The organism is Methanosarcina sp. (assembly GCF_049706645.1).
Lineage (GTDB): Archaea > Halobacteriota > Methanosarcinia > Methanosarcinales > Methanosarcinaceae > Methanosarcina.
In genome coordinates this window covers 47,964-66,999 of the sequence record NZ_JBNAKP010000007.1, presented here as the reverse complement: position 1 = coordinate 66,999, position 19,036 = coordinate 47,964, and the positions used below count along the sequence as shown (strand labels likewise).

The following is a 19,036-nucleotide window of genomic DNA, read 5'->3' as shown; positions in this document are numbered from 1 at the left end:
ATCAAAGATGTTAATTAGTATAAGAAAAAGATAAGATTTATTTCATATGTAGAAAGTTATTAATTAAAGAGTTATTTATTAAGTGATTCTCAATATTTGGCTCATCTATAACAGTTTAAAATACGGATTTCTTGGCGGTGCAAATGGTAAAACCAAGAGTTTTTGTAAGTTCTACTTATTATGATCTAAAACATATTCGAAACAGTCTTAAAAACTTCATCGAAGATTTGGGATATGAGGCAGTTCTTTTTGAAGATGGAGATATTCCTTACGATCATTTACTGTCGCTTGATCAATCTTGCTATTTAGAAGTTACAAGATGTCATATGTTGGTTTTAATAATAGGTGGATGTTATGGCAGTCTTTCGTCTGAGAGTATAGAAGACAATGATAATTATAATCCAGAATCTATTACAATAAAGGAGTACAAAACAGCCAGAGATAAAAATGTTCCAACATTTGTTTTTATTGAAAAAAATGTATCTTCTGAATACCAAACTTACAAGGCAAATATTGGTGGAAACGTTAATTACGTTCATGTTAACAATGTAAAAATTTTTGAGTTCATTGATCAAATTTACTCTCAAAAAATAGGTACTCAAATACATGAATTTGATAAATTTGAAGATATATCTAACTGGTTAAGAGATCAATGGGCTGGACTATTTGCGGAGTATCTTAAACAACGTCAAGACCAAAAAATCTTGTTAAGTATTTCCTCAAAAATTGATGAATTATCACAGGTTTCGGAAGCTTTGAGAACCTATACTGAATCATTAATGAAAGAGCTGAAACCTGAAGGCTTTCATGATATTATTGAGGCTGCATCTAAGAGTATTGAGGACACCAAAAAGAAAAACTTTTATAATCATATTTTTCCTGGTCTGATAATGGAACGAGCTAACGCATATGGGGTTAATCTCAACGAGGGAGATATCTATCCAGTGTTTACTCAAACTAATTCTCTTGAGGAATTTTTATCAAAGTTGGGTTTCAGTGATGAAACTATAGACAACATTACAAATTTGTGTATCTATACAGAACAATATATGGAACTAAAGTATGGCATTCATATATGACTCAGGAACATTAACACAAAATCAAGTATAATAAGTCCTATTTTCCATGCCTTGCTCAGTGAATCTGAACGTCTTGTTTTCTTTGTCCTACATTACGCTAATATAGGACTAAATTAACCTAGATGAAAATTAGTTTATAAATAGAACAAAAGATACTCTTGTTTTTGTCCCTTATTCCGGGGAGTCGGACAAATAGGAAGTAAAATAGAGATAAAAGTTAAAGTGCCTAAAGAAAAAAGGGAGGGTTATCTCCCACTTCCATTTAACTCTCTGGATATCCCATCTTTCCTGGGTGGTTTGTAAAAGTGTTTGTTTCGATGGCATTTACAATACTCGTGTATGTTGCATCAGTCCACATTGTATTGCTTGCAGGGACTGACTCTATAATTTCAGATTTAAATAATATCTTCTTTTTTGGTTCATATCCATAGGTATTGAATATAGTGCCTCGCCCGTTTGCTGTAGTGGCTTGAATTACAACACAGTATGTGTCCCTGTCTGGGTTATAATCAATGTAATTCTTCAGAATTACCGCTGCATCACTGGGTCTTAGTCCAGATAAAGGTTGACCGGTGTACACATATAATTTTTCACCAAAATTATCATCAGGCTGCATCTCAAAGTATGCACCATCCCATTTGCTTAAAAAAGCTTCAAGGTTTTCTATGCATTGTTCTTCACTTGTCTTAATAGGGGTTAATGACTCATCCGGTTCTTCTGTCCAGCTAGATGGATATAAGTACCCTTTTTCACTTGCACTTGCAGCATTCATCCAATACTCAAATTGCTTCCCATCTGAGAAAGTAAAAAGATGTAGCTCTTCTCCGTCACCAGTCCGGTGATCCAGGGCATATTCCTTCATCCACTCGTCCATATCCTCGGAATATGGAGCGGCAACTGAATATTCAACCAAAGGTTTCTCATCAGGGGTTTCACTGATACTCATTTCGGCTGATATTGCTGGCTTATCTGTTGTTTCAGAGCTACTGATACAACCCATTCCCAAAGCAATAAAAATAATGACAACTAAACAAATCAATTTCCTCAATGCGAACACACCTCTTCCTGAATTAATATAAATAAATCTCTTTTAAGTTAATAATTTGTTAATTGTTTTTAAACATTTATTTTTAATTGCGTATGTATTTGCAATTTTAGAAATTTAGCTAATTCAAGAAAAGAAAGCAAAAAGCGATACAAAAAGATCTGGAAATCGATAGAGTGTGGAGTATCTGACAAAGTATTAGCTGAACAATATGATATAATCCCACTAATTTTTCACCTTCGAAATCCTGCATCGCCAGGTAGAGGCTTTCCTCGTCACACACTTTCTCCGGGATTCGATGTAGATATGGCAAAAACAGGTTACTGAGAGCAGAAAAGTTATAAAACGTTGCAGTCTTTCCGGAAGTCGATAGAACTACTTCATCAAACAAAATCGGAAAACTTATCTACCTAAAAAATTTCTATAACAGAAGAGTATAATGGAATTTCCAAATTTTGACATTAATAGACCTATAAGCTTAATTTTATTCTGTGCGGTTCTAATATATACCATCGTAGTTTCTATACGAGAAAATTCAATCTCAGAATATTTATATTTCTATCTTTGTAATATAAGCTTGCTATTAGTAATATTCTCTGTAATTTTATTTACTTCCTTTATACTTGGAGTATACACAAGTTCCATTTTCATAAACTTTTTAATATTTATTTCTATTTATACGATATTGACGGGCATCTACTGGTATTTGGGCTTCTCTTTATCGTTTGAAGATGCGATTCCATATCTTCTCGCTACATGTCTTCTTTTTATTAGTTGGATGTTTCTTTTATTTTTAATAATTGAATTAAGTATAGCTATATCAACCTACGATGGAGATTCAATATTTATACTACACCTTCAAGAAATTCATCGTTCCATCACAGATAATGGTTCACCAGAGCGATACCGTTCGTTAACATGTTGGAATCTGGAAGAAGAAGAAATATACGTTTTAAAGCTTTTTTTGGGTTTCTTAATCTTGATATTTCTATCCGTTAGCGTTCTATATTTACCTTCTATATTGTCCTCCTCATCACCTCGTTTATATAATATTTATTCATTAGATGGTAATATAAATGCCGAGATGAATGATGAATACTCAACAGGTAAGAATTTCTATGTCCCGGTCGAAATTGAAGGACTAAATAATGGTTTGCTTGTAACCCTTTCAAAATACGATTCTGGAAGATTTAAAGAGGTTTCATCTCTAATCCTGAAACCTAATGAGTCAATGATTCAAGAGAATGATATTTTATCTGGTGAAGTTAGTAATTCTGGGAAATACATGATCATTGTTAATACAACGTATATAGCTACAGGGGATTACGAATTAGAGTTTAATAATCTACAAAATTTGAGTTCAAGCAAAGTTTTTGCCTTAGTGCCAGATTAAAGCCTGAGTCTTGTTCCCTTTTGCCTGCCAAGATAGCACAGCAGCCCAGGAAATCGGTATAGAACTACAAAAAAGTGAGCATATCCGTCTATTCAGGCAACAGATTATGAAAGGTTATTGATAATGATTACTCTGAAGAATGATTTTCACTCAAAAGAATACTATCACTCAAAAGAACGATAATAGTACATAAAAAAATATAATCAGTCCGAAGAATGATTATTACTCAAAAGAATATCTTCTTTTCTTTCCACTTTGATTTCCCTTTTCCCTTCATACTCCGAGACGGTGCCTGTTAAACCGATAAAATCTCCTTCCCGGATTGACATATTCAGGGCGTCGGAGCCTGCTGTTTTTGGAATAAAAACACTCAGGACTTCGGAGTTGCAGTTTACCTGTAAAAGCAGGTGCCCGCCTGTATAGGTGAACCGTTTGCTCAGAATTTCGGCTTCAAGGAATACCTTATCCCCTTCAGCGGATTCCCGGGTGTACTGCCTGGCTTCTCCTCCTGTCTCCTGTCCAGAAGCTGTAAATTCCGATCCAAAGCAAAGATAAGCTGTCATAAGAGAAGTTAATGTCATAAATAGCAGCAGTACCATGACTTTTTCTTCTTTTTCCATACTTTACCTCCTGCTTTTCCAGAGCCTGGAATCACTTTACAATCGAGACAATTTTTATTTCAAGGATCAGGGTTCTGCCTGCAAATTCGTCGTTAAAGTCCAGGGTGGCAGAAGTTTCCGTGGAATTGAGCACTTTAACCTCTCTCCCGCCGGGTGTTATGATTTTCTTTCCCGGCTCAGGAGAAGTCTTGAGTTCAAGCCTTGAGAGGGGGATCTCTTGGACAAGGTAATCCTTATATTCTCCGTAAGCGTCCAATGGTGGGATTATAAGAGTTTTTTCTTCCCCCTCTTTCATTCCAAGCACGCCCCTATCGATACCTTTTATAACCTGGCCTATATCCGCTCTGAAAAATAAAGGCCTGTACTCCTTTTCCTTGTCATAAATGCCTGCTTCGAGGGCTTTTTCCTTCAAGGTTGTATCGAAGACCGTTCCATCCTCAAATTTTCCAGTGTAATCAATAAGAAGGTAATCTCCCCTTTTTACAGTGCGAGAATTTTCCATTATCCCTTTCTCCTGTGCATTTTCCTTTCGGTATCCTGTCATCTCAAAATCTCCCTGGATATCGAAAGGTTGCACACTTTGAAGAAATACTATAATTCTCAATTTGAGTTCCAGGAACTTAAATTTATTCTATTGAGACGAGCTTTATATCAAAAATCAAGGTTTTTCCAGCAAGCTCATGATTGGTATCAACAGTAATATACGTGTCGTTTACAGCCGTTACTTTGAACGGTCTCCCGTACGTATCCATATAAGTCTGTCCGGCCTCAGGAAGTTCGGATCGATTTGTTAAATTTAAATCTTCAATAGGAATAACCTGAACCCTCGCCTCATCATATTCCCCATAAGCTTCTTCCGGAGGAATTTCGAGGGTTTTTTCTTCCCCAACTTTCATTCCGACCACGCCTTCATCAAAGCCCGGGATCAGCTGGCCCGAGCCAACCGTAAAGGTCAGAGGAGCATATTCCTTCCCTTCAACGTATAAGCCTGCTTGTTTTGCAACGTCTTCTCTTGAAGTGTCAAAAACCGTGCCGTCCTCAAGCTTCCCGGTATAGTCGACCTGGACCGTATCGCCGGATTTTACTGTTCTGCTGTCTCCTCCCCCAGTCCCGTTATCCGTACATCCGCTGGCAAGAATCGTGCTTACCAGGAGCAGTATCGCTATGAAAAAAACTGCTCCTTTCCCGGTCTTCATCCCTTTCGTTCCTCCACAGAAACTATCCTGACTAAGAAAATAAGGGTCTTTCCTGCAAGTTCATGGTTGAAGTCTACAACAAAGTTGCTTTCACTGACCTCTGTGATAGTGCCTGTAAGACCATTGTCCGTAACAAGCCGCATTCCGACTTCCGGAGTAAAATCAACAGCGTCAATCGGCAGTTCTCTGGCTAATTCCTCATTGTATTCCCCGTATGCTTCTTCCGGTGGGATTGTAAGGGTCTTTTCTTCCCCTGCTCTCATTCCGACAACGCCTTCATCAAACCCTTTTATCATCTGGCCTGCACCGACCGTAAATGTAAGGGGTTTATAGTCCCTCATTTGATTGTATATGCCTGCCTCGAGAGCTGCTTCCTTTACGGAAGTATCGAAAATTGTGCCATCTTCAAGTCTTCCTACATAATCAACTGAGATAGTATCCCCGTTATCAACTCTTTTGCTGGTATCTTTTGTTATATCCTCGGCCATAAGAATCAATAAAACAAACGAGAACATGCTAGATAAACGTGCTGATAAAATAAAAGTCAAATATCGGTTAAACAGGAATTTCAGGAGCGGGAAATACAGGAATTCCTGAAGCTTTCTCTTTCAGGTTTTAATTTTGGATTCAGTTTCTTTCAGTTCTTTTTGATATTCAAGATATGAGTAAACAGCCGTAAACCCCGCAATAAATAGTGCGGGCCCCAGAATTAAAAAGAACGCAAGATCAGGGAAAAAGGCTCCCAGCACAGCAGCTATCCCTGCAATCCTGAACAGCTTTCCTCCTAGCCGGTTAGTTTTCTTCCAGACCCTGTCGCTGCTGAGGGTCCAGGGAGTCCTTATGCCTATGAACCAGTTTCTCTCAGCATTTTCCATAAGAATTCCTATGTAATAGAACAGAAACCCTATTCCCACGGGAAAAACGGAATTCGGGCTAATTCGGATGCCTGTGTTCCAGAGCAGTACCTGAAAATGGACGGCAAGCATAAAAAGAATCAAAAGGATCACAAATCCGTCATAATAACTCCTGAATTTAGCTATATTTTCTCTCTTCGGATCGATTCCGGGAATTGCCAGGAAGAATATTGCAAGCCCTGTGATCAGCAGGGGCATGAAAAAGAGTCCCCAGAGCTTCGACATATAACCGTCTACTTCTCCCCGGAAGTTCCAGTGAGTTGCCATCGTTTCAGGCACTTTCGGGTAAAAATAGATCGAAACTATAAAAGAAAAGATTATCAGTACTGTAATTACGGCTGTAGTTTTACGCATATAAGTTGTTAAGACTTTTCAATTATTTAAAAAGGGGAGACTGGAAAATGTGCTGTCGGAAAGAGTATGATGGCGGAAATCTGAAAGTATGCTAGTGGAGAATCGAAAGTATGATGAGGCTTTAAGTCTATTTCAGGGCACGGGTTTTTCAGCGCTTGAAATGTTATCGACTTATTTTTGGACCTTTATCCCAAATATTAATGAGATTTCCCAGACCTCATCCTCAGCCCTCCTATTAATGCTGCAACTCCACCTGCAACCAGCGAAAAGCCGTATATCCAGGGCAGGATAATGGCACCGGCAAGCGGATTAATCAACAGGAGTATGCCAACAGCAATTGTCAGGAGCCCTAGAATAGCCATTCCTATACCCCCTCCCTTAAACGCCCAGGCAAGTCTGATCACACCATAAACAATGCTACCTACCCCCAGTATTACTACAAGAAATGTCAGTACTACAAAAGGGCTGAACGGATATACGAACACCAGTGTCCCAATAAGGATACCCGTGACACCTGAGAGGATTTTCCATCCCGGGTTCTCTCTGTCCACCAGTAGCGAAACAATGGAAAGAATCCCACCTAAAAGCCAGAAAATTCCCAGTATCTGTAAAAGCGTTATAGTGGTTTCTACAGGCGAAGATAACAGAAATACGCCTATGATTATGTCAAAAATTCCCTCAAGTACGACCAGCCACCAGGGAATCGGGAATCCTTCATACCCCGCAGCATAGGATTTTGCAGTTGCCTGTTCCATATATTTGCCTCCAGGGCTTTTCTTAGCGACATCTGAGTCCTTGATTCGATATTGGGCATTACCGAAAATATATACACGTTTGAAAAAAATCTTTGTTATGCCTGAACCGGAACTTTTAGCGTCTGGCAGTTGAATTCAGTAAGTAGTATATGCAGCCAGCAGGGTTTGAAAATAACATACGGGCTTGACCGTACTAAGGGTTGGGTCTGGCGCAGACCGGAAGAGAGACAGGTAACTGCTGGCTGCTGATGCATATGCTGCCACACATGAGGCATCCTGGCTCTCTCAATCTCAGGCAAGCCAATAATATATTATTCCACATTATATATTGAATATTATATAAATTTGCGGATTAGGTAATTTTGTAGATTATATCAATTCATGCACATTTATTTTAACATCTGTCAAATGCTCCGTCTATTTTTAGACTAGTTTTTCTCTGTATTCTCTACTAACGAAGGTTTAAAATATTCTTTTTGTATATAACAGTCTAATTAAACTTAGTATGTTGGTAGTTATGGCAACAAGTCAGGAAAGACAGAAGGCAAATCTGGCCCGAATGAAAAAGGTAATGGAAGAGATCGAAAGCACGACAGATGATTATGATCTGATTACCGAATTGCATGAACTTTTAAGAAAATCGTATTCGCTGTCCCTTAAATGGCATATGATTGTGTTTAAAAGTGAAGTTGACAGAAGCTTATGGTATCTGGAAGACATAAGAAAAGAGGAAATTGAAATAGAAAAGAGGAAACGAAGGCGAGGAAAAGAGACCGATGAAGAACCGGACCAGGTAGACTGCACATTTTCCGAGATACTGAGCGCATTTAGGACCGGGGTTTCCAGAATCACGAGAGCAGATGTATTTGCAATTCCAAAGTCCATGATCGGAGAGTGTAAACTCCAGTGGAGCGACGCGGTTAAACAAAAATGGGGAGAAGACAATATCGGACAACAGGAGCTAATGGAAAGGGGTATCTGTAATTGAAAAAATATAGTTCCCTGCAGTAGCAGGGATGAATCGGTCTTCCAATTAACCTATTTATCAAGTAATAGATATATCAATCAACTGGCGTATTAATTAGCCGGGACTTCAATTAACCGACATTCTATTTACTCGCCTGTCAATTGACTGATCTATCAATTATTCTACTCTATACTTCTCGTCCCTGGCTTCCACCAGCGCTCTTAGATTTGCAAGAGGAGTTCTTGGAGCAATCCTGCAGCCCGGAGCAAGAATCTCCACTCCCTCGGAAAGGCATTGTTTTGCTTCGGCTTTTACGGAAGCGGGAGTTCCGAAGAGCAGAGTTTGTAAGGGAGAAATGTCTCCAATGAACTTTGCCCTTCTTTGATTGATGCTTTTGCAGCTTTTATGCTCACTTTTTCTTCAACACTAATAGCATCGAAACTGTACTCTGAACGGATTTTCAGAAAATCTCCAGTATCGCCGCAGATATGAAGGATTCTCGGGCCTTTTACTTTCTTGCAGAACCTGTTATCGGGGTTTGACACATTTTCCAGCACTGAAGGAAATATCATTCCTCAGCCGATTCTCCGCGCCTGTAATAAGAGGATCTTCACCCTCGGTTCCGTTACCTGCATGGGCTTTCAGGATTTCGGTTGCTTTCAAGAAAGCAGGGATTTTTCCCTTTTCGAGCAGGTTCTCTGAAATCCTTAGACTTTCAGAGCGGTTTGGGAAGGCGTGAGTTAAAACCGAAGGTTGGATATCTTTTGTGCCCATTATTCTACTCCAGCCCATAATTTCAGCAAGCGCGGTCAGGCAATGCCCCGGTAGAGGTAGTAGAAGATACAGGAATTATCCCTAAAGTTCCTGTGGTAGTTTGCTTCACTGCAAGCACTGTAATGAAGATTGTCCGGAAAATGCCCATGTGACCGTCGAAAAAGGAGGAAGGTCTTTTGTAAACGGCAGTACTCAAGACTGCCTCGGAACAAGCTGTAGACATTGTATGCGAGCCTGTCCGATAAAAGCAATAGACTTCAAGAAGATATCACTCTGGACGTAGACGGACTTCAGGTGGGCAGCCTTACTGGCGGAGTTTACTGACGGGAAATTAAAAAATAAAAATGGCGGGATTAAAAATGACAAAGATAAGTGTATCTTCCTGCATCTGCGATTCAAACCATACGATAGCGGGAAGGGTTGAAGGAGACAGGATTATTGTACAGATCGACACTCCCTGTGAAAGATTCAGGAAATCCGATTGCCTGGAATTTGCCCTTTATAAATTGCCCGAGGATCAGAGTAATCTGATTCTGGAAATGGAAGGGAAAATGGGCTGCTCTCTTAACTGCACAAAGGAATGTGCCCTTGACTGTACCAGGCAGTGCCTGATTCCCCATGCGGTGTTCAGCGTTTGCAGTATAGAAAACGAGCTTGGAAAAAAGGAACTTACGGAATCAGCCCTTGCAAAAGCCTCTTTTGTTGAAGCCACCGAATATACCACTTCAGAAACCCAGTGACTACAGGTGTTTTCCTATAAAACCTGCTTTTCCTTCTAATCTAATTTTTTGGCTCACTCTAATTTTTACATAAACGCTAGCTGCCGATGGATCCGTTAACCATCTTTGGTAAAATAGTTAGATATCTAATATTACGTTTTCAAATAACTTATTATGTATGACATATTTTGAAAAGCCTCTACTTCGGAATATAAATAGCATATGTGAAGAAAAATGTAAACAAAAAAGTAAAATGTAAAAATGTAATAAAAATGGGATTTAAAGAAATGTTTAAAAAAGTACTGCGCAGGATTATTAAATATTTTTAAGTGGACCGGTCGGGAATTGAACCCGAGGCCTCTACCATGCCAAGGTAGCGATCTTCCCCTGATCTACCGGCCCATGTCAGGCTTTGCTTTGTCAGCAACCCTCATACACTCGGTATCTTATATAAACCTGTCGCCATACCGGCTCGGCATCCTGTAAATAAACTTTTGAAACTTATAAACTTAAAATCTTCAAGCAAAAACTATAAGTAGTAAATTGAGTATTAGAAGTGTTGTCGGATTGGGATGCTTTCCCGAAAAAAGTCTTTCAAGTTCGATAATTCTAAAAAACCTGACATTCGGGCCCGTAGCTTAGCCTGGTGGAGCGCACGGCTGATAACCGTGAGGTCCTGCGTTCGAATCGCAGCGGGCCCACCACATAATTTTTTTGAATTTTTATTCTGGTTTTATCCCTTTTTTAGCACTCTTATTTTGCTTTTTGGATCTATTTGTTCCGTTTTTTAAATTTTTATTCAATTTTTTTATGTTTTATTCTATTTTCTAAGTTTTTATCCTATTTTTGAGCCTTTTCATTCCGCTTTTTAAAATAAAAATAAATTCGGAAAGAAAAATAAATCAGACAGAAATGTATCTTAAAATAAGGCGTGTAACAGGAAAATCTCAATAAAGTATATTTATTGAGCATCGAATGTAGCAAAAGAGTTGACAATCAGGAAGAGTTAGAGTGGGGGTAAATCCCCTTGAAGAATTTCAGGCAATATGTTTCAGGCGTTCGATATTTCTGAGCACGATTCTGCTTTCGGCTATGATTTCTTCTTCGATCTTGCTGACAATGCAATCCATTGGGACTGTCAGCCTGTATAATTTGACCGGTCTGCCTTTACCTCTTGATTTCTTTTCTTCCCGGATATCGATCCAGTTGTTTTCGCGGAGATAACGCATTGCGACACTGACCTCCGGCTGTCTCAGGCCTGATATCATTTCAATGCTCTGGGACGAGATCTCCCTTCCTTTTGCAAGGCATGCAAGCGTAAGAGCAATCGGCCTGCTGACATTAATTCTTCTAAATAATTCTATCATTTCGTATTCGCTTGATCCCATAGCTACCGGGATCTCATCCTTTGTGTTAGATATATCCATAACTGGACCATTTTCATCTATCATTTAATCACCCTAAGAACCATTATAGAGTCAATTAATATAAATATTTACTTATGTTTTCTTTTTAATATTTATCGATTTATACTCATGTTTTAGAGTGTTTTTAACTTTAACTCATTCTAAAAGCGGTTAGGTGATTCTGTTTATTCTTTTCGGCGCAGATTAGCAACTTTTATCTTCGTAGGTTAAATATTTTAAAAGCTTCAGTAATATTCCTTCTCAACTAAGATTTATTCCAGTTTCAGGCCTTATTTAAATTGAAATTCTATCTAACTAAGACTCTTTTTTAAATTCGATTTTCGTTTTAAACCCTCACTCTCTTTTAGATCCGGGCCCTATATTAAATTCGGACTCGCTTTTGAATTCAAAAGTTGTTTCAGCTTTAATACCTGTTTTAAACTCAGGCTACGGTTTACATGGTAAGGCATCGACTTGTTTAAAAAATCAGTCAGGCCGGAGTCTAACATTAAAAAAAGAAAGATTTTACATTCAGGAAGGCTTGAGACGAGTTTCGGCACTTTCTGCCCTCCAATTCTCTAAAGTTATCAGGCTGTGAAAAGAAGTTATAGTACACTCATAAAGCAAAAGTTTATCAAGTTTGCTAGATGCCCTTTCTATCTCTATTGGGATGTTTCTTCCTGGTGTACCACGTATTTTATACCCGGCATTCGAAAGATTCCTGCTCCTCTACGATTTCGAAATTCAGACCCGGATGGAGAAAAGATACTGCAGGGATGAAAAAAAGCTGTTATAAGAATGGAAAAAGAGTAATATAACTCTAAGAGAGTGCTGAAAGGCCGTTAAACGATTCTACCTCTAGTATAATCTATAAGAAGTCTTATCCGGGTTATAAAACCCAGATTTCAATATCATTATTAGATTTTTGAAGATTTCGAAAGATTTACCGGAAACATTTGTAATAGTTTAGCTTTTTAATTGATTTCAGGAAAGACTCTTGAGGCGTTCTATGTTCTGGAGCACGGCCTTGCTTTCAGCCAGTACGTTTTCCTCTATTGTATTGATAATCGTTTCCATACGGACTGTCAGTTTATACAACTTGACCGGTCTGCCTTTGCCCTGATTCTTCTTTTCTTCCCGCATGTCTACCCAGTCGTTTTCGCGAAGATAGCGCATTGCAATGCTAACTTCCGGCTGTCTCAAACCTGATACCATCTCGATACACTGGGAAGAAATTTCCTCTCCTTTGGAGAGGCATGCAAGGGTGAGAGCTACTGGCCTGTTGATATTTAGCCTTCTCAAAAGCTCCACCATCTCGTATTCGACCTCTCCCATCTTGAAGTCGTTGTCCTCTGATGTAAACTCATTATCTGCCACAACTATCATCTACCGTTTATACCGAAAGAGCAGCTTGTGATCGCTTCCGATATCATTTTTCATCCAGTATTATCAGATCAATAGAAACATATTATTTTAGATATATTAACATATTATTTTAGATATGTTATTTTCTTACTATCTTTTATTGCATTTATTAAATATATTTCTATTTATATGAGTTTCGGATCTGTGGGAGTATCTCACAAAATCTGTTTTTCTCAGTTAATTTAAATAATAATACTTTCTCCATATATATAATTATATGCCTATAAAAACTTCCTGACAATAGCACATCTTACACTCTTATACACGGAAAGTCTGGAGTTTTCGGGATGAGAAACAGGTTATAAATCCGAACTCTTGAAGACATTCGTTTATATTATATAGGATAAATACATTTCTTAACGTAGTTTTCCTTTGCTGAAGAAATATAATTATAGTAAGAATAGAGCAAATGGAAAGTAAAGTCCATTTTTCGCTCAGAAATTGTCCTTGTTTTGCAGTCACTGTCTCTATTCTATCCGTTTTGGGTCATTCCTCCCTACTATTCTGGCAAATCTTAAATACAAATCGCTGAAAGTTTAGTATAATGAACGCTGCCCTGGACAAAACCGCTGTATTTATCTGCCATTGCAGTGGAAACATTTCCGAACGTATTGATATTAATTCTATTAAGAAAACCCTTAAGGCAGAAGGGATCCCGGTCTTCGATTACGAGTATCTCTGTTCGAGAGAGGGACAGACCCTGATCAAAAATAAGATTTCTGAAGGGAACCTCGACCGGATAGTAATAGGTTCGTGTACTCCTTCCAAACACGGCACTCTCTTTAAAAAGTGCATTCAGGAAGCGGGCTTGAACCGTGCGATGCTCGAAATTGCAAACCTGAGGGAACACTGTGCCTGGGTACATCCGGACAGAGCCGGAGCGACTGAAAAAGCTCTCTCACTTCTTCGGGGCAAACTCAGACGCCTGGAAAATCTCGAGCCCCTTGAAGAAATAAAAGTAAATATCGTTCCACAAGCCCTTGTTATTGGCGGAGGGATTGCAGGGATAACTGCGGCTGTGAACCTTGCGGATAACGGAATTTCCACCTACCTTGTTGAGAAGGATTCCAGTATAGGTGGGAATATGGCAAAAATAGGCAAGGTTTTTTCTCCTGACAAGCTTGCGGAAGAGTGCGCAATGTGCTCATTAAGCCCGCTGATGAATGAGGTAGCAGCTAACCCTAAAATAACCCTTCTAACCTGGACTGAGGTAGAACGCTTAAGCGGAAGTTCCGGTAACTTCACAGTCAGGCTAAGGAAAAAACCGAGATATGTCCATGACAACTGTACGGGCTGTGGCCGATGCAGCCGGGCCTGTCCTGTTCTAGTTGAAAATGAGTTCAACTGCGGACATATGGACAAAAAGGCAATTTCCCTGCGTTTTTCGCAATCCATTCCAAAAACCTACTGCATAGATGCTGATAACTGTCTGCAGTTAAATGGTGAAACCTGCGGAAAGTGTGCAGAAGTCTGCAAATCCGGAGCAATCGATTTTTCGCAGAAGGAAGAGATTATTGAGCTCAATGTCGGTGCAGTTGTTGTTGCTACCGGGTTTGAGGAGTATGACGCATCCCAGAAACCTCAGTATGGGTATGGGATTTTCAAAAATGTAATGACCCAGATGGAACTTGCCAGAATGCTTGGGATCAACGGCCCTACAAAAGGCGCACTGCTCAGGCCTTCGGATTTCAGCCAGGACCCTGACCCTGTCAGCTCAACAGGCAACTGTGGAAGTGAAAACTCCTCTGGGAATTCTTCTGATAATAATGGCCCGGGAACACCTGAAAGGATAGTTATGATCCAGTGTGTGGGCTCAAGGGATGAAAAAGAAGGCGGAAACCGCTACTGTTCCAGATATTGCTGCATGGCAGCCTTGAAGCACTCTAACCTGATAATGAAGAAATATCCTGGTACGGAAATCACGATCTGCTATGTCGATATGCGGGCCCTTGGCTTTTACGAGAACTACTATCGGGCGGTTCAGGATATGGGGGTAAAATTTGTGAGAGGAAGACCAGCCGAAATCGTAGAGAAGCCGGATAAAAGCCTTGTCGTCAGACTCGAAGATACTCTTACCCAGAAGATAAGAGAGCTTCCTGCCGATCTCGTTGTACTCTCTGCAGCCATGGTTCCTTCTAAAGGAACCCGAAAAATTGCCAGTATACTCAATATCAGCCAGGACGAAAGCGGCTTTATCAAGGAAAGGCATTCCAAATTGAGGCCCGTAGACAGCTCACTGGACGGGATTTTTGTATGCGGCACTGCCCAGAGCCCTAAGGATGTTACGGATACGATTTCCCAGGCAGGGCTTGCAGCTGTAAGGGGAGGGGCCTTTATTGCGGACAGCCCAAAAGCCCTGGTAAACGAAATCCCGACTATCAATCCACTCCTCTGTACGCAGTGTGAGGAATGCCTCAGGTGTCCATTCGAGGCTTTTTCCCTAAATGAGAGTGGAAATATTTCTGTAGATCCGCTTGTCTGTACGGGGTGCGGATACTGCACCGAGCTCTGTCAAAATGGGGCTATCCAGATCGCAGGCTTTACAAAAAGCCAGCTAAAAGCCGAAATCGAAGGAGTGGTCAAAGAAGGAGACCTGCTGGGTTTTGTAAACAGCGGAATTGCGTCCTTAACCTGCGACAATATCGGAAATAGCGCACTGACCTATCCATCAAATGTCAAGTTAATCAAGGTACCCACAAACCTGGTGATAGATAAAGACCTGCTGCTTCATGCCTTCAAACGCGGGGCATATTCGGTCCTTTTTATAGAAGATCCCCCTGACAGCCCGAAAGCCGAGATTATATATCCTCTAACTGTCAGCCATTTCGAGAAACTGAAAACAGAAATTGGAGATTCAGGAAACAGACTCTATTTCAAAAAAGCCTATGTTCCAAATACAAAAGGGCTCGCGGGCACTTTTACCAGCCTTGCCCGGGAAGGAGAGATGATCAAATGATTCCACATGTAAACGAATACGATACCCCGGAATGTAAAACCCTTGCAGAAACCGCAAAGAAAAGCATCCGGACACCTGCCTCTCTGGGGCTTGACCGTTGCATTCAGTGCGGAGCCTGCACGGCTTCCTGTCCGGCAGCCCGCTTTACAGATTACAGCCCGCGCCAGATTGTGAAAAAGGTGCTGGAAAACGACCGCAGTGTGCTTGAGTCTGAAATGATCTGGTCCTGTTTCTACTGCTACTCCTGCAACCTGCGCTGTCCCAGGAATAACAGCCCTGTAACAATTGTGCAGGTGCTCAGGCAGATGGCTATTAACGAGGGTATAGGGGTTGAAAAGCTCGCCTACTTCCTTGAGATAGGAGAATATCTTGCAGAAAACGGGGCTAGCAAGATACCGGGCCCTGGAGTTAAGAATATGGAAAGAGACCTGGGAGAACGCTGGATCAGGTTCAAAAAAAACCTTGAATCAACCCGTGCTGAACTGGGGCTCAGTGCCAGGGATATCAGAAATACCCATGGGGAAGTTCAGACCATTCTTGAGGCCACAGGCTATTTTGAAAGGGAAAAATGGCTCAAAGCAAAAATACAGGAGAAACGTTTGCATCAACTCCTGAAGGACCAGTGTATTAAGAAAGAAAACAAAAGCGGAGATTTCGGCTTTGAAAGCGATAGAGAATATCCCGGACAGCCAGCTTTTACTATTTAAAAGCTGCATGGTCGGGCAGGAGTACCCTGGAGTGGAAACCTCCACTCGCTACGTATTTGATAGGCTGGGAGTAGATTACTATATAAATGATGAGCAGTCCTGCTGCACCGGAATAGGACATTATACTGACATCTTTGAAGGACTGACAACAACAGCTATTGCAGCCCGGAACTTTGCAGTCGCAAGAAGATGCGGCTATCCCAATATAACCTGCCTCTGTTCAACCTGTTATGCCATAAACAAGGAAGCCTGTGAAGTCCTTAATACCAATACCGAGCTCCGGGAAAAAGTCAACTCTATCTTTCGGGAACAGGGCCTTGAAAATCTTGTTTACGAAAAAGACGATATGAATCCAAGGACAAATTTCTACCATGCAGTAGAGATTCTCTTAAGCAAGGTTAACGAGATCCAGAAGCAGAAGAAGTTTGACTTTTCAGGGGTCAAAGCTGCAGCCCATCATGCCTGCCATTACTATAAAGTTAAGTATCTCGATGTCCTTGGAAATCCTGAAAATCCCCAGTTGATAGATACCATAGCTGCAGCCTGCGGAGCCGAGCCGGTGCGCTGGTACGAAGACCGCACTCTCACCTGTGGGATGGGCTTTTCCCAGCTCCACCTTAACAAAGATACCTCGCTTCAGGTTACAAAGGCAAAACTCGACAGCCTCCAGAAGGCAGGCGTGGAGCTTATGATCCATATGTGCCCGAACTGCCATATCCAGTATGACCGCTACCAGCCGGTTATTGAAAAAGAGTTTGGCGTAAAGTATGATATGGTTCATATGAATATTGCCCAGTTCGTAGCCCTTTCCATGGGGGCTCACCCATACAAAGTATGTGGCTTCCAGACTCATTCCGTGCCTCTTGAGGAATTTCTGGAAAAGAAAGGAATAGTTTAAAAATTCAGGCTTTGAGTTGAGCCTGTCACCTTTTTTACATTTTGGGAGCTTATATAAAAAAATAATTAAATAAATAAATAGATAAATAGATAAATAAATAAAAAGTTGCCGTTTTTCAATGTCAAATTAAATTTTTCCCAATCTATTTTGCTTTATTTTTCAAAACTCTTCAAGTTTGTCAGTTTATAAGTTCGATAATTCTCTGTGACTTCTGGATTAAAATGTTAGCCTGGTCAGCATTTATCTTGGTCTGAAGGTTCAGCTTATTAACCGAATTAGTAAACTGATCAAGTTTGCTGACCGCCTTCTCAGTTTCTCCTTTTTCCAGATTGCGGATTGTATTTTCCAGTTTTACGGTGAGGATATTTTTAGTGCTCTCGTCCACGTTTTCAAGGTTGGATACACAGTCTTTGAGTTCTTTGACCTCACTGAGTGGATCTTCTGGGGCTTTTTCTCCTGCGAGTTTAATCAAACACGCACAACTATCATCTTCCCTTGTTCCTGCAAGTATATACCCTTTATCTCTTGTTTTCTGAATAGAATTTATGAAACTAATGTCACCAGTGTTTTCAAACGTTTTATTCCATTCTTCGTATCCATTAGGATCTGTCTTTATTAAAGATGAATGGATTGCAAATATATATCCTCCATCATTGGTTTGCTGGATAGAATCTAAGCCTATGCCATAGGCCATAGTCTCAAAAGTTCTGCGCCATTCTTCCTCTCCATTTGAGTTAATCTTAATCAGCCAGGATCCTCCAGCCCCATAATCGTCACTTGGGTGGGTAATTCCTGCCAGTATATATCCTCCATCCGTTGTTTCTTTGGCAGAAGAGATATAGTCATAGCCCATATTCTCAAAAGACCTGTTCCATTCTTCATTTCCGCTTGAATCCGTTTTTATTAAAAAAGCTGTATGGGTATCTATGCTGGAAACGTATGTGGGAGTCCCGCACACGAGTACATATCCCCCATTCGTGGTTTCTTGAACAGAGTATGCACGCTCATTGGATATTCCTCCAAATGTCCTGTTCCACTCTTCATTCCCGTTTGAATCGGTTTTTATCAGCCATGCATCAGATTTACCTGCACCGAAAGAATCAGTTCTTCCTGCAAATATATATCCTCCATCACTGGTTTCCTGTACATATCTTAAGTCGTCTATCCGCTGCCCTCCGAAGGTTTTGTTCCATTCCTCTTCTCCTTCTGAGTCAGTTTTTACCACCCATCCATTCATACCATTGGTTTCGCTATATCCTGCCAGAATATATCCTCCGTCTCGGGTTTGTCTTGCTGAATATGCGCTTTGAAGTTCTGCTCCTCCAAAGGTCTTATTCCATTCCTCATTTCCTGCAGAGTCGGTCTTAATTAGTACAAAATCTACATATTTATCTGACTGGTCATCGTTAATGACATCACCAGCAAGAATATACCCACCATCCTCTACTTCCTGACATGCCCATATTGTATAGTAATATCTTCCTACCGCAGTTCCTTCCTTGCCATATGTCCTGCTCCACTCTACATCGGGGGCTACGGAAGTTGATAAAGCTGTACCTGTATACAGTAATAAAAATATAAAACAACAAAGAACTAAACAATATTTTAATCTCGTCTAAAATCCTCCTATATTAAATTTAATAGTTTGCCTTCATCTTATGTAGCGTAATCTGTATATAAATACTAATGATTTGAAAATAAATTGTATAATATTACTTATTATTAACTCAAAATTAATAATTTAGTTAAAGTCTATCAATTTTAGAAAAAGATAAAGATAGTTTTAAATATAATTTTTAAACCAAAAAATATAATAAAATATAAAAAT

At 40.1% G+C, this 19,036-nt stretch carries 21 protein-coding genes and 2 tRNA genes; 8 read left to right on the top strand and 15 right to left on the bottom strand.

Annotated elements, in window-relative coordinates; genetic code table 11:
* Positions 1 to 143 precede the first annotated feature (143 nt).
* Positions 144 to 1,079, top strand: coding sequence for a DUF4062 domain-containing protein (locus ACPK8D_RS02585; protein WP_424716278.1), 936 nt, complete (start codon positions 144 to 146; stop codon positions 1,077 to 1,079).
* A 262-nt stretch (positions 1,080 to 1,341) separates the two neighbouring features.
* Here ACPK8D_RS02585 and ACPK8D_RS02580 read toward each other — a convergent pair whose 3' ends face one another.
* Positions 1,342 to 2,127, bottom strand: a complete 786-nt coding sequence (locus ACPK8D_RS02580) for a hypothetical protein (protein ID WP_424716277.1) — start codon at positions 2,125 to 2,127, stop codon at positions 1,342 to 1,344.
* A gap of 682 nt (positions 2,128 to 2,809) precedes the next feature.
* Here ACPK8D_RS02580 and ACPK8D_RS02575 point away from each other — a divergent pair.
* On the top strand, positions 2,810 to 3,517 hold the full coding sequence (locus tag ACPK8D_RS02575; protein ID WP_424716276.1) for a hypothetical protein: 708 nt from the start codon (positions 2,810 to 2,812) through the stop codon (positions 3,515 to 3,517).
* A 203-nt stretch (positions 3,518 to 3,720) separates the two neighbouring features.
* On the opposite strand, the gene ACPK8D_RS02570 is transcribed toward ACPK8D_RS02575, so the two are convergent.
* The 6 genes from ACPK8D_RS02570 to ACPK8D_RS02545 all read right to left on the bottom strand — a co-directional run bounded on the left by ACPK8D_RS02570 (position 3,721) and on the right by ACPK8D_RS02545 (position 7,356).
* The gene (locus ACPK8D_RS02570; RefSeq protein WP_424716275.1) at positions 3,721 to 4,137 is read right to left on the bottom strand and encodes a hypothetical protein; all 417 of its coding nucleotides are present in this window, start codon (positions 4,135 to 4,137) and stop codon (positions 3,721 to 3,723) included.
* A 31-nt stretch (positions 4,138 to 4,168) separates the two neighbouring features.
* Entirely contained in the window at positions 4,169 to 4,681 is a 513-nt protein-coding gene (locus ACPK8D_RS02565; protein ID WP_424716274.1) for an FKBP-type peptidyl-prolyl cis-trans isomerase, read from the bottom strand.
* 82 nt (positions 4,682 to 4,763) lie between these two features.
* Positions 4,764 to 5,333, bottom strand: a complete 570-nt coding sequence (locus tag ACPK8D_RS02560) for an FKBP-type peptidyl-prolyl cis-trans isomerase (RefSeq protein ID WP_424716273.1) — start codon at positions 5,331 to 5,333, stop codon at positions 4,764 to 4,766.
* Positions 5,330 to 5,848, bottom strand: coding sequence for an FKBP-type peptidyl-prolyl cis-trans isomerase (locus tag ACPK8D_RS02555; RefSeq protein WP_424716272.1), 519 nt, complete (start codon positions 5,846 to 5,848; stop codon positions 5,330 to 5,332). The genes ACPK8D_RS02560 and ACPK8D_RS02555 overlap by 4 nt, the downstream gene beginning before the upstream one ends.
* A 93-nt stretch (positions 5,849 to 5,941) precedes the next feature.
* Positions 5,942 to 6,601, bottom strand: coding sequence for an SdpI family protein (locus ACPK8D_RS02550; RefSeq protein ID WP_424716271.1), 660 nt, complete (start codon positions 6,599 to 6,601; stop codon positions 5,942 to 5,944).
* 197 nt (positions 6,602 to 6,798) lie between these two features.
* Complete coding sequence (locus ACPK8D_RS02545) at positions 6,799 to 7,356, bottom strand: HdeD family acid-resistance protein (RefSeq protein ID WP_424716270.1); 558 nt, start codon at positions 7,354 to 7,356, stop codon at positions 6,799 to 6,801.
* A 517-nt stretch (positions 7,357 to 7,873) separates the two neighbouring features.
* Here ACPK8D_RS02545 and ACPK8D_RS02540 point away from each other — a divergent pair.
* A complete protein-coding gene (locus ACPK8D_RS02540) occupies positions 7,874 to 8,344 on the top strand; it encodes a hypothetical protein (protein WP_424716269.1) in 471 nt (156 codons plus the stop codon).
* Positions 8,345 to 8,500: 156 nt separating this feature from the next.
* Here ACPK8D_RS02540 and ACPK8D_RS02535 read toward each other — a convergent pair whose 3' ends face one another.
* From ACPK8D_RS02535 to ACPK8D_RS02520, 4 genes are read right to left on the bottom strand one after another with little or no spacing between them, the layout of a single operon-like run.
* Entirely contained in the window at positions 8,501 to 8,662 is a 162-nt protein-coding gene (locus tag ACPK8D_RS02535; protein WP_424716339.1) for a uroporphyrinogen decarboxylase family protein, read from the bottom strand.
* Positions 8,635 to 8,895: a uroporphyrinogen decarboxylase family protein gene (locus ACPK8D_RS02530; protein WP_424716268.1), complete on the bottom strand. Its 261-nt coding sequence runs from the start codon at positions 8,893 to 8,895 to the stop codon at positions 8,635 to 8,637. Before ACPK8D_RS02530 ends, ACPK8D_RS02535 begins: the two co-directional genes overlap by 28 nt.
* The gene (locus ACPK8D_RS02525; RefSeq protein ID WP_424716267.1) at positions 8,852 to 9,097 is read right to left on the bottom strand and encodes a hypothetical protein; all 246 of its coding nucleotides are present in this window, start codon (positions 9,095 to 9,097) and stop codon (positions 8,852 to 8,854) included. The genes ACPK8D_RS02530 and ACPK8D_RS02525 overlap by 44 nt, the downstream gene beginning before the upstream one ends.
* 22 nt (positions 9,098 to 9,119) lie before the next feature.
* The gene (locus ACPK8D_RS02520; protein WP_424716266.1) at positions 9,120 to 9,320 is read right to left on the bottom strand and encodes a hypothetical protein; all 201 of its coding nucleotides are present in this window, start codon (positions 9,318 to 9,320) and stop codon (positions 9,120 to 9,122) included.
* Between the two features lie 136 nt (positions 9,321 to 9,456).
* Here ACPK8D_RS02520 and ACPK8D_RS02515 point away from each other — a divergent pair, with 136 nt between their 5' ends.
* Complete coding sequence (locus ACPK8D_RS02515) at positions 9,457 to 9,837, top strand: hypothetical protein (protein WP_424716265.1); 381 nt, start codon at positions 9,457 to 9,459, stop codon at positions 9,835 to 9,837.
* Between the two features lie 309 nt (positions 9,838 to 10,146).
* On the opposite strand, the gene ACPK8D_RS02510 is transcribed toward ACPK8D_RS02515, so the two are convergent.
* A tRNA-Ala gene (locus ACPK8D_RS02510) sits at positions 10,147 to 10,218 on the bottom strand.
* A 225-nt stretch (positions 10,219 to 10,443) separates the two neighbouring features.
* On the opposite strand from ACPK8D_RS02510, the gene ACPK8D_RS02505 reads away from it, so the two are divergent.
* A tRNA-Ile gene (locus ACPK8D_RS02505) sits at positions 10,444 to 10,520 on the top strand.
* A gap of 333 nt (positions 10,521 to 10,853) precedes the next feature.
* On the opposite strand, the gene ACPK8D_RS02500 is transcribed toward ACPK8D_RS02505, so the two are convergent.
* Together ACPK8D_RS02500 and ACPK8D_RS02495 are read right to left on the bottom strand one after the other, a co-directional pair.
* Entirely contained in the window at positions 10,854 to 11,267 is a 414-nt protein-coding gene (locus tag ACPK8D_RS02500; RefSeq protein WP_424716264.1) for a transcriptional regulator, read from the bottom strand.
* A 939-nt stretch (positions 11,268 to 12,206) separates the two neighbouring features.
* Positions 12,207 to 12,608 carry a transcriptional regulator gene (locus tag ACPK8D_RS02495; RefSeq protein ID WP_424716263.1) on the bottom strand — a complete coding sequence of 134 codons (402 nt, stop codon included), beginning with the start codon at positions 12,606 to 12,608 and terminating at the stop codon, positions 12,207 to 12,209.
* A 583-nt stretch (positions 12,609 to 13,191) separates the two neighbouring features.
* Here ACPK8D_RS02495 and hdrA point away from each other — a divergent pair.
* Genes hdrA through hdrB form a run of 3 tightly spaced genes read left to right on the top strand, consistent with a single transcriptional unit; the run spans position 13,192 to position 17,208 of the window.
* Positions 13,192 to 15,603, top strand: a complete 2,412-nt coding sequence (hdrA, locus tag ACPK8D_RS02490) for a ferredoxin:CoB-CoM heterodisulfide reductase subunit HdrA (RefSeq protein WP_424716262.1) — start codon at positions 13,192 to 13,194, stop codon at positions 15,601 to 15,603.
* On the top strand, positions 15,600 to 16,310 hold the full coding sequence (hdrC, locus tag ACPK8D_RS02485) for a ferredoxin:CoB-CoM heterodisulfide reductase subunit HdrC (RefSeq protein ID WP_424716261.1): 711 nt from the start codon (positions 15,600 to 15,602) through the stop codon (positions 16,308 to 16,310). The genes hdrA and hdrC overlap by 4 nt, the downstream gene beginning before the upstream one ends.
* Positions 16,264 to 17,208 (top strand): ferredoxin:CoB-CoM heterodisulfide reductase subunit HdrB, encoded by a 945-nt coding sequence (gene hdrB, locus ACPK8D_RS02480; RefSeq protein ID WP_424716260.1) that lies wholly within the window; start codon positions 16,264 to 16,266, stop codon positions 17,206 to 17,208. Before hdrC ends, hdrB begins: the two co-directional genes overlap by 47 nt.
* A gap of 178 nt (positions 17,209 to 17,386) precedes the next feature.
* On the opposite strand, the gene ACPK8D_RS02475 is transcribed toward hdrB, so the two are convergent.
* Positions 17,387 to 18,445: an FIMAH domain-containing protein gene (locus tag ACPK8D_RS02475; protein WP_424716259.1), complete on the bottom strand. Its 1,059-nt coding sequence runs from the start codon at positions 18,443 to 18,445 to the stop codon at positions 17,387 to 17,389.
* Between the last annotated feature and the right edge of the window lie 591 nt (positions 18,446 to 19,036).

Bases quoted from the DNA above. Each gene is read 5' to 3' on its own strand.
- ACPK8D_RS02585 (WP_424716278.1), top strand. From the start codon at position 144: ATGGTAAAACCAAGAGTTTTTGTAAGTTCTACTTATTATGATCTAAAA.
- ACPK8D_RS02570 (WP_424716275.1), bottom strand. From the start codon at position 4,137: ATGGAAAAAGAAGAAAAAGTCATGGTACTGCTGCTATTTATGACATTA.
- ACPK8D_RS02565 (WP_424716274.1), bottom strand. From the start codon at position 4,681: ATGACAGGATACCGAAAGGAAAATGCACAGGAGAAAGGGATAATGGAA.
- ACPK8D_RS02560 (WP_424716273.1), bottom strand. From the start codon at position 5,333: ATGAAGACCGGGAAAGGAGCAGTTTTTTTCATAGCGATACTGCTCCTG.
- ACPK8D_RS02555 (WP_424716272.1), bottom strand. From the start codon at position 5,848: ATGTTCTCGTTTGTTTTATTGATTCTTATGGCCGAGGATATAACAAAA.
- ACPK8D_RS02550 (WP_424716271.1), bottom strand. From the start codon at position 6,601: ATGCGTAAAACTACAGCCGTAATTACAGTACTGATAATCTTTTCTTTT.
- ACPK8D_RS02545 (WP_424716270.1), bottom strand. From the start codon at position 7,356: ATGGAACAGGCAACTGCAAAATCCTATGCTGCGGGGTATGAAGGATTC.
- ACPK8D_RS02540 (WP_424716269.1), top strand. From the start codon at position 7,874: ATGGCAACAAGTCAGGAAAGACAGAAGGCAAATCTGGCCCGAATGAAA.
- ACPK8D_RS02530 (WP_424716268.1), bottom strand. From the start codon at position 8,895: ATGATATTTCCTTCAGTGCTGGAAAATGTGTCAAACCCCGATAACAGG.
- ACPK8D_RS02525 (WP_424716267.1), bottom strand. From the start codon at position 9,097: ATGGGCACAAAAGATATCCAACCTTCGGTTTTAACTCACGCCTTCCCA.
- ACPK8D_RS02520 (WP_424716266.1), bottom strand. From the start codon at position 9,320: ATGTCTACAGCTTGTTCCGAGGCAGTCTTGAGTACTGCCGTTTACAAA.
- ACPK8D_RS02515 (WP_424716265.1), top strand. From the start codon at position 9,457: ATGACAAAGATAAGTGTATCTTCCTGCATCTGCGATTCAAACCATACG.
- ACPK8D_RS02500 (WP_424716264.1), bottom strand. From the start codon at position 11,267: ATGATAGATGAAAATGGTCCAGTTATGGATATATCTAACACAAAGGAT.
- ACPK8D_RS02495 (WP_424716263.1), bottom strand. From the start codon at position 12,608: ATGATAGTTGTGGCAGATAATGAGTTTACATCAGAGGACAACGACTTC.
- hdrA (WP_424716262.1), top strand. From the start codon at position 13,192: ATGAACGCTGCCCTGGACAAAACCGCTGTATTTATCTGCCATTGCAGT.
- hdrC (WP_424716261.1), top strand. From the start codon at position 15,600: ATGATTCCACATGTAAACGAATACGATACCCCGGAATGTAAAACCCTT.
- ACPK8D_RS02475 (WP_424716259.1), bottom strand. From the start codon at position 18,445: ATGAATGGATGGGTGGTAAAAACTGACTCAGAAGGAGAAGAGGAATGG.